General features: G+C 71.1%; 8 protein-coding genes. 7 read left to right on the top strand and 1 reads right to left on the bottom strand.

The window, feature by feature from the left end; all coding sequences use genetic code 11:
* Positions 1 to 549: 549 nt before the first annotated feature.
* Together EBH09_RS05175 and EBH09_RS05170 are read left to right on the top strand one after the other, a co-directional pair.
* On the top strand, positions 550 to 1,305 hold the full coding sequence (locus EBH09_RS05175) for a HipA family kinase (RefSeq protein WP_121745783.1): 756 nt from the start codon (positions 550 to 552) through the stop codon (positions 1,303 to 1,305).
* Positions 1,302 to 1,685 carry a DUF3037 domain-containing protein gene (locus tag EBH09_RS05170; RefSeq protein WP_121745782.1) on the top strand — a complete coding sequence of 128 codons (384 nt, stop codon included), beginning with the start codon at positions 1,302 to 1,304 and terminating at the stop codon, positions 1,683 to 1,685. Before EBH09_RS05175 ends, EBH09_RS05170 begins: the two co-directional genes overlap by 4 nt.
* Before the next feature lie 21 nt (positions 1,686 to 1,706).
* Here the strand turns inward: EBH09_RS05170 and EBH09_RS05165 are convergent, their stop codons facing one another.
* Complete coding sequence (locus EBH09_RS05165; protein ID WP_121745781.1) at positions 1,707 to 2,507, bottom strand: hypothetical protein; 801 nt, start codon at positions 2,505 to 2,507, stop codon at positions 1,707 to 1,709.
* A 272-nt stretch (positions 2,508 to 2,779) separates the two neighbouring features.
* Between EBH09_RS05165 and fabG the strand changes: the two genes are divergently transcribed.
* The 5 genes from fabG to EBH09_RS05140 form a co-directional block, all read left to right on the top strand.
* Positions 2,780 to 3,541: a 3-oxoacyl-ACP reductase FabG gene (gene fabG / locus EBH09_RS05160; protein ID WP_121745780.1), complete on the top strand. Its 762-nt coding sequence runs from the start codon at positions 2,780 to 2,782 to the stop codon at positions 3,539 to 3,541.
* A gap of 44 nt (positions 3,542 to 3,585) precedes the next feature.
* On the top strand, positions 3,586 to 4,347 hold the full coding sequence (locus tag EBH09_RS05155; RefSeq protein WP_121745779.1) for an SDR family oxidoreductase: 762 nt from the start codon (positions 3,586 to 3,588) through the stop codon (positions 4,345 to 4,347).
* A gap of 209 nt (positions 4,348 to 4,556) precedes the next feature.
* Positions 4,557 to 6,143, top strand: a complete 1,587-nt coding sequence (locus EBH09_RS05150; protein ID WP_193776114.1) for an ABC transporter substrate-binding protein — start codon at positions 4,557 to 4,559, stop codon at positions 6,141 to 6,143.
* Positions 6,144 to 6,236: 93 nt separating this feature from the next.
* Positions 6,237 to 6,920: a uracil-DNA glycosylase gene (gene ung / locus EBH09_RS05145; RefSeq protein WP_121745777.1), complete on the top strand. Its 684-nt coding sequence runs from the start codon at positions 6,237 to 6,239 to the stop codon at positions 6,918 to 6,920.
* A gap of 121 nt (positions 6,921 to 7,041) precedes the next feature.
* The coding region (locus EBH09_RS05140; protein WP_121745776.1) for a hypothetical protein at positions 7,042 to 7,480 on the top strand (439 nt) is incomplete at its 3' end.

Genomic DNA, 7,480 nt, shown 5'->3' with positions numbered 1-7,480 from the left:
CGCCGCCACGACGGTACGACGAGCCGGTCCCGCTGCGGGGTGAAACGATGCGCTGGTCATGCTGGGGTTCCCTTCCGGGGTGGAAGCCTGATGATCTGCCGAGAGGTACGGCCCCGGGGCACGTGCTGTTCAGACCGTGCCGTGATGCTGTCGTGCCGGCGGTCGGGCGGGCGTAAAACACGGCTGTCGTTTCGCTGTCGGCCGGGCGCCGCTCGCGGAGAAAGCGCGGTGGAACGGGAGGGGCCGGCGTCTCGGCCGCCCCTCCCCGTCTCGCAAGAGGCCGGGACAGCGATGACCGAGCCTGACCCTCCGAAGTCATGGCCGGCCCGGTCCGGGAGTGCGCTGGCTGGGGCGTCCTCGCCGACGGTCACCCTCGGTTACTATACTCGCCTCAATGGCCGAGGCCGGGTGCGAGGGGCGGACGGCCGTCGACGGACTGCTGGGGAGGCAGGGAGACCAGAAGGGCCGTCGGCGGGCCATATCCGCTGCCGTGACCCCCATCGGCTGTTGTCGTACCCACAAGGCTGAAGAGACGGATGGCCCGCAAGAGTGTTGAAAGAGGTCACCGCGACGCGCTACATCACACCCCTGCGCGAGGGTGGTTCACTGCCGGGACTCGTCGAGGCCGACGACCTCGGGACGTACGTCCTGAAGTTCACCGGCGCGGGGCAGGGACGCAAGACACTCGTCGCCGAGGTGGTCTGCGGTGAACTCGCCCGCCGGCTGGGCTTCCGGGTGCCGCGTCTTGTGACGGTCGACCTCGATCCGGTGCTGGGGCTCGGTGAGCCCGACCAACAGGTGCAGGAACTGCTCAAGTCCAGCGGCGGCACCAACCTCGGCATGGACTTCCTCTCCGGCGCGCTCGGGTTCGACCCGCTCGCGTTCGAGGTGAGCCCGGAGGAGGCCGGGCGGATCGTGTGGTTCGACGCGCTGGTGAACAACGTCGACCGGTCCTGGCGCAACCCCAACCTGCTGAGGTGGCGGGGCGAGGTGTGGCTCGTCGACCACGGCGCGACCATGATCTGGCACCACAACTGGCCCGGCGCCGAGACCTCCGCCGCCCGCCCCTACGACGCCCGCGACCACGCCCTCGCGCGCTTCGCGCCGGACGTCCGCTCGGCCGCCGCCGCGCTCGCTCCCCTGGTCACCGAGGAACTCCTCGCCGAGGTCACCGCCGAGATCCCGGACGTCTGGCTGCTGGACGAACCCGGCTTCGCCGCGCCCGACGACCTCCGGCGCGCCTACGCCCGCCCCCTGCTCGCGCGGGCCGTCACGATCCACGACCGCATCCGGGGGGACCGGTGAGCGACCGCCACGTCTTCGAGTACGCGCTGCTGCGCGTCGTACCCCGCGTCGAGCGCGGGGAGCGCGTCAACGCCGGGGTGCTCGTGTACTGCCGGGCCAAGTCCTACGTGGGCGCCCGCACCCACCTCGACGAGCGCAGGTTGCTTGCCCTCGACCCGGACGTCGATCTGCCGGGCGTGCACGCCGCCCTGCGTGCCGCCGAGGGCGTGTGCAGCGGCGGGGACGCGGCGGGCCAGGCGGCCGGTGATGATCCCGGCCGCCGCTTCCGGTGGCTCATCGCCCCCCGCTCCACGATCGTCCAGCCCGGCCCCGTCCACACCGGCCTCACGGCCGATCCGGCGGCCGAGGCGGAACGGCTGCTCGACCTGCTGGTGCGGTAGCCGCGCCCCGTACTCCTCGCCTCAGACGTGTCGGCGGCGCCTGAGCACGTAGGCCGTGGCCAGTGCGGCGCCCGCCACGCAGCTCACTCCGATCCCGATGTCCCAACTGCTCGGCCCGATGCCCGAGGCGCCGCCAAGCCCGCCCTGCGTGCCGCGCGTCGGCGCGACGGTGGGGGATGCGGAGGGAACCGGCGTGGTCGTGACCGGGGCCGGTGTGGTCGGAGCGGGACGCGGCATGGAGGTCGCGGAGATGGTCGGGCCGGAGTCCCGCTTCGGCGGTGCCCCGCCGGCCGCGCCCCCGTCCGTCTGCCGGGCGGCGTCGAAGCCGCCCTGGTCGGGCCGGTTCTCGTCGGGTCGGCTCTGGTCGACGCCGCCCTGGCCGACGTTCTGGCCGCCGTCCTGGCCGTTCCCGCCCTGATCGGGGCGAGCCGGGTCGAACTCCCCCTCGTCGAATCCGCCTTCGCCGATTCCGCCCCCGTCGGGCCGGTACTCGTCGAGTCGGCCCGCGTCGAGGGCGCCCTCGTCGAGCCGGCCTTCGTCAGCCGCGTTTCCGCCGGTTCCGTCGCCGCCGGTTCCGTCGCCGTCGACTCCGCTCCCGTCGGGTCGGCTCCCGTCGGACGGGTCTTCGGCGAGTGCGCCCGGAGCGAGGGAGTCAGGGGCGAACGGGTCCGGGTCGACCGGTCCGCTGTCGATGACGGGCCGGTACGCCTTCTGGCGGGTGAGATTCCAGGAGTCCGGGTCCTGGGGGTGTGCGGGGTGGGCCAGCGGCACGATCGCGGCGATCGCGACGGCTATGCCTGCGGCACCGGTACGACGGCGCATGGACGCCTCCTTTTCCGGCCACGAATGGCTCGCGCTACGACGCTAGGGCGCCGATGGCGCGGGGGCCCGCAGCGCTGGGCCGATCGGGTGGGCCGGGCGTGACGGCGCACCCGGGGGCCCAGGTAATGGATCACACCGGCCCAGTGTCCCGTTGACACCGGGTGCCAGGGCTTCTAGCGTCACGTCTGCGGAAGGTACTAAGCGGTCGCTCACCACCGGGCGCCCCGCAGCGCTCCGCATGGGCCGCATCCCCAGGACGAGGAGAAGCAGCAATGTCCACCACTGAGCAGCGGGTCGCCGTAGTCACCGGAGCCGCGCGCGGTATCGGCGCCGCCACCGCCGTACGACTGGCCGCCGAGGGCCGTGCCGTCGCCGTCATCGACCTCGACGAGGCGGCCTGCAAGGACACCGTCGAGAAGATCGGCGCGGCCGGCGGCAAGGCGATCGCGGTCGGCTGCGACGTCTCCGACGAGGCGCAGGTCGAGGCGGCCATCGCCCGGATCGCCGAGGAGCTGGGCGCGCCGACGATCCTCGTCAACAACGCGGGCGTGCTGCGCGACAACCTGCTGTTCAAGATGAGCGCCTCCGACTGGGACACCGTCATGAACGTCCACCTGCGCGGCGCCTTCCTGATGTCGAAGGCCTGCCAGAAGCACATGGTGGACGCCGGCTTCGGTCGCATCGTCAACCTGTCCTCGTCCTCCGCGCTCGGCAACCGCGGCCAGGTCAACTACTCCGCCGCCAAGGCCGGTCTGCAGGGCTTCACCAAGACCCTCGCCAAGGAACTCGGCAAATTCGGCGTCACCGCCAACTCCGTCGCCCCCGGCTTCATCGCCACCGAGATGACCAAGGCCACCGCCGACCGCGTCGGCATGGGCTTCGACGACTTCAAGGCCGCCGCCGCCACTCAGATCCCCGTCGCGCGCGTCGGCGAGCCCGACGACATCGCCAACGCCATCGCCTTCTTCACCGGCGAGGCGGCCGGCTTCGTCTCCGGCCAGGTGCTGTACGTGGCCGGCGGACCGCTCGACTAGGTGACACGGACACTAGGTAAACACTGGGACTAGGGACCACTGACATGACTGAACTTCCCGGCCTCTCCGGCAAGGTCGCGCTCGTCACCGGCGCCAGCCGCGGCATCGGCTACGGCGTCGCCGAGGCGCTCGTCGCGCGCGGTGACCGCGTCTGTATCACCGGTCGCAGCGAGGACGCCCTGAAGGAGGCCGTCGACAAGCTCGGCTCCGACCGGGTCATCGGCGTCGCCGGCAAGGCGCACGACGAGGCCCACCAGGCCGTCGCCGTCGAGCGCACGATGGAGGCCTTCGGCCGCGTCGACTTCCTGGTGAACAACGCCGGTACCAACCCGGTGTTCGGGCCGATCGCCGACCTCGATCTGAACGTCGCGCGCAAGGTCTTCGAGACCAACGTGGTCTCGGCGCTCGGCTTCGCCCAGCGCACCTGGCACGCCTGGCAGAAGGACAACGGCGGGGCGATCGTCAACATCGCCTCCGTCGCGGGCCTGTCGCCCTCGCCCTTCATCGCCGCCTACGGCGTCAGCAAGGCCGCGCTGATCAACCTCACGGCACAGCTGGCGCACGAGTTCGCGCCAGGAGTGCGGGTGAACGCGATCGCCCCGGCCGTCGTGAAGACCAAGTTCGCCGCCGCCCTGTACGAGGGCCGCGAGGAGGAGGCGGCCGCGGCCTACCCGCTGGGCCGGCTCGGCGTGCCCTCCGACATCGGCGGCGCCACCGCGTTCCTCACCTCGGAGCAGTCCGCCTGGGTCACCGGTCAGACGCTCGTCGTCGACGGCGGCATCTTCCTGAACGCCGGCGTGGCCTGATATCGGCTGTCGCCGACCCCCGAGATCGATCCCGGACACGGGCGCCGTTGACGAAAACGGCGCCCGTGTCCGCGTTTCGAGACCACGGAGGAGATGACAACGTAGTCATCGCCAAATGATCAAAACCCCTGTTCAGAAGGGGGTTCAGGTGGCGTGGCACTGCGGTATGGTCTGCCGACCCTTGGTACGGCAGATCGAGGAGCGTGCGCGTGTTCAACCGGAACCGAGGCCTGCGGCGGGTGGCGGCCATCGTGTCCATATCGTCGCTGGCAACCGGCTGCGGCATCCTGTCGTCCGACGGTTCGGAGGACGAGGGGCCGATCGTGGTGGGGACGACCAGCGCGCCCAGCACGCTGGATCCGGCCGCTTCGTGGGACGGTTCGTGGGAGCTGTTCCGCAACATCTACCAGACGCTGCTCAGCTATCCCAACGGTGCGACCACGCCGGAGCCCGACGCCGCCGAGCAGTGCGCGTTCAGCGATTCCACGAACCAGGTGTACCGCTGCGAGCTGCGCGAGGGTCTGACCTTCTCCAACGGGGACGCGCTGGACGCCCAGGCCGTCAAGCACTCGATCGACCGCATCAAGGACATCAACGTCAACGGCGGTCCCGCCGGTCTGCTGGGCAGCCTCGACCGGGTCCAGGCGCCGAGCGAGCGCGAGGTGGTCTTCCACCTCAACAAGCCCGACGCCACCTTCCCGTTCGTGCTCGCCACGCCCGCCATGTCGATCGTCGAACCCGGCGGCTACCCGGCCGACGCCCTGCGCGAGGACGGCGAGGTCGTCGGCTCCGGCCCGTACACACTCGAGTCGTACGAGGACGGCGAGCGGGCCGAACTCGTCCGCAACGGCCGCTACAAGGGCTTCGCCGACCGCCACAACGACGCGGTCACCGTCCGCTACTTCAAGGACTCCGCCGGCATGGTGAAGGCGCTGCGCGACGGGGAGATCCAGGTCACCTACCGCGGTCTCGCGGCCGACGACGTCATCACGCTGCAGGGCAGGACCAGCAAGGACGAGGACCTCCAGCTGGTCGAGGGCAGCGGGACGGAGATCCGCTACCTCGTCTTCAACCCCGCGGACCCGTGGGCGGGCAAGAAGGAAGTGCGCCAGGCCATCGCCCAGGTGATCGACCGGGCCGCGATCGCCCACAAGATCTACCAGGACACCGTCGACCCGCTGTACTCGATGGTCCCCAAGGGCCTGACCGGCCACACCACGGGCTTCTTCGACGACTACGGCGACCCCAGCGTCCCCAAGGCCCGCGAGATCCTCACCGACGCGGGCATCACCGAGCCCGTCCCGCTCACCCTCTGGTACACCAGCGACCGCTACGGCTCCGAGACGGCGCAGGAGTTCAAGGAGATCAAGCGCCAGCTCGAAGCCTCCGAACTGTTCACGGTCACCCTCGAGAACCGCCCGTGGAAGACGTACGTCGAGGGCTACCAGAAGGGTGAGTACCCGGTGTTCGGGCGCGGCTGGTCCCCCGACTTCCCGGACGCGGAGAACTTCATCGCGCCCTTCGTCGGCAAGCAGAACGCCCTCGGTACGCCCTACCTCGCTCCGGAGATCACCGGCGAGCTGCTGCCGCGCTCACGCCGGGAGAGCGACCGCGCCAACGTGGAGAAGGAGTTCGAGCGGGCCCAGCAGATCCTGGTGAACGACGCCCGGCTGCTGCCGCTGTGGCAGGGCAAGCAGTACGTGGCCGCCAGCACGGACATCTCGGGCGCGGAGCGGGCCATGGACCCCTCGACGATCATGATGATGTGGCAGCTGTACCGGAAGACCAGCTGGTAGGCGCCGGTACGCGCGGGCGGGCGCGCCCGTTGTCAGTGGTCGCCGGTAGGTTCTTCAGGACCGGAAGCGACCGCACACCGTAAGGAAGTTGACGTGACCGACACCGCCATGCTGCCCGAGTCCTGGCGCGAGGTGCTGGGCGACGAACTGCAGAAGCCCTACTTCAAGGAGCTGACGGAGTTCGTCGAGGAGGAGCGGGCGAAGGGCCCCGTCTACCCCCCGCGCGAGGAGGTCTTCGCCGCGCTGGAGGCCACGCCGTACGACCGGGTGAAGGTGCTGGTCCTCGGGCAGGACCCGTACCACGGCGAGGGGCAGGGCCACGGGCTGTGCTTCTCGGTCCGGCCCGGTGTGAGGGTGCCGCCGTCCTTGCGGAACATCTACAAGGAGATGCACGCGGAGCTGGGCACCCCGATCCCGGACAGCGGCTATCTGATGCCGTGGGCGGAGCAGGGCGTCCTGCTGCTCAACGCGGTGCTCACGGTCCGGGCCGGCGAGGCGAACTCGCACAAGGCCCGCGGCTGGGAGCTGTTCACCGACGCGGTGATCCGCGCGGTGGCGACCCGGCCCGACCCGGCCGTGTTCGTGCTGTGGGGCAACTACGCGCAGAAGAAGCTGCCGCTGATCGACGAGACGCGGCACGTGGTGGTCAAGGGCGCGCACCCCTCGCCGCTGTCGGCGAAGAAGTTCTTCGGCTCCCGTCCGTTCACGCAGATCAACGAGGCGGTCGCGAAGCAGGGCCACGAGCCGATCGACTGGACCGTCCCGAGCCCGGGCTGAGCCGGCGACCCGGCCGGTCGGCCACCGACCGGCCGCGCGCGTCACGGGCCACCTGACCGGGATTACCGGTATGTGCGGTTAGCGTCGTCGGGGACAGCCGACGACGGGCACGGAGGACGCGGTGGCCAAGGGACAGGAGCAGGCGGCGTCGGACGCCGTGCTGACGCGGATCGGGCAGGTCGCCATGCTGCACCACGCGGGCGACCGCGAGGAGGCCCGCCACCGCTTCCTCGGCCTGTGGGCGGAGATCGGCGAGCACGGCGACCCGCTGCACCGCTGCACCCTGGCCCACTACCTGGCCGACACCCAGGACGACCCGGGGGACGAACTGGCCTGGGACCTGCGGGCGTTGTCGGCGGCCGAGGAACTCACGGAGGACCGGTCCGGGGACCGGCCCGCCGATCGGCCCGAGGGTACACTCGCCGCCCGCGCCCTCTACCCCTCGCTGCACCTGAACCTGGCCGCCGACTACGACCGGCTCGGCCACCGCGAGGCCGCCCGCCTACACCTGCGGCGCGCCCGCGGCGCTGCCGAGTCCCTCGCCGTCGACCGCTACGGCG

Source organism: Streptomyces sp. E2N166, assembly GCF_003671715.1.
GTDB lineage: Bacteria > Actinomycetota > Actinomycetes > Streptomycetales > Streptomycetaceae > Streptomyces > Streptomyces thinghirensis.
This window is presented reverse-complemented; position numbering and strand designations above follow the sequence as displayed.

What these genes read in the sequence shown, in the direction of transcription:
- EBH09_RS05165 (WP_121745781.1), bottom strand. Translation starts at nt 2,507, where the DNA reads ATGCGCCGTCGTACCGGTGCCGCAGGCATAGCCGTCGCGATCGCCGCG.
- fabG (WP_121745780.1), top strand. Translation starts at nt 2,780, where the DNA reads ATGTCCACCACTGAGCAGCGGGTCGCCGTAGTCACCGGAGCCGCGCGC.
- EBH09_RS05155 (WP_121745779.1), top strand. Translation starts at nt 3,586, where the DNA reads ATGACTGAACTTCCCGGCCTCTCCGGCAAGGTCGCGCTCGTCACCGGC.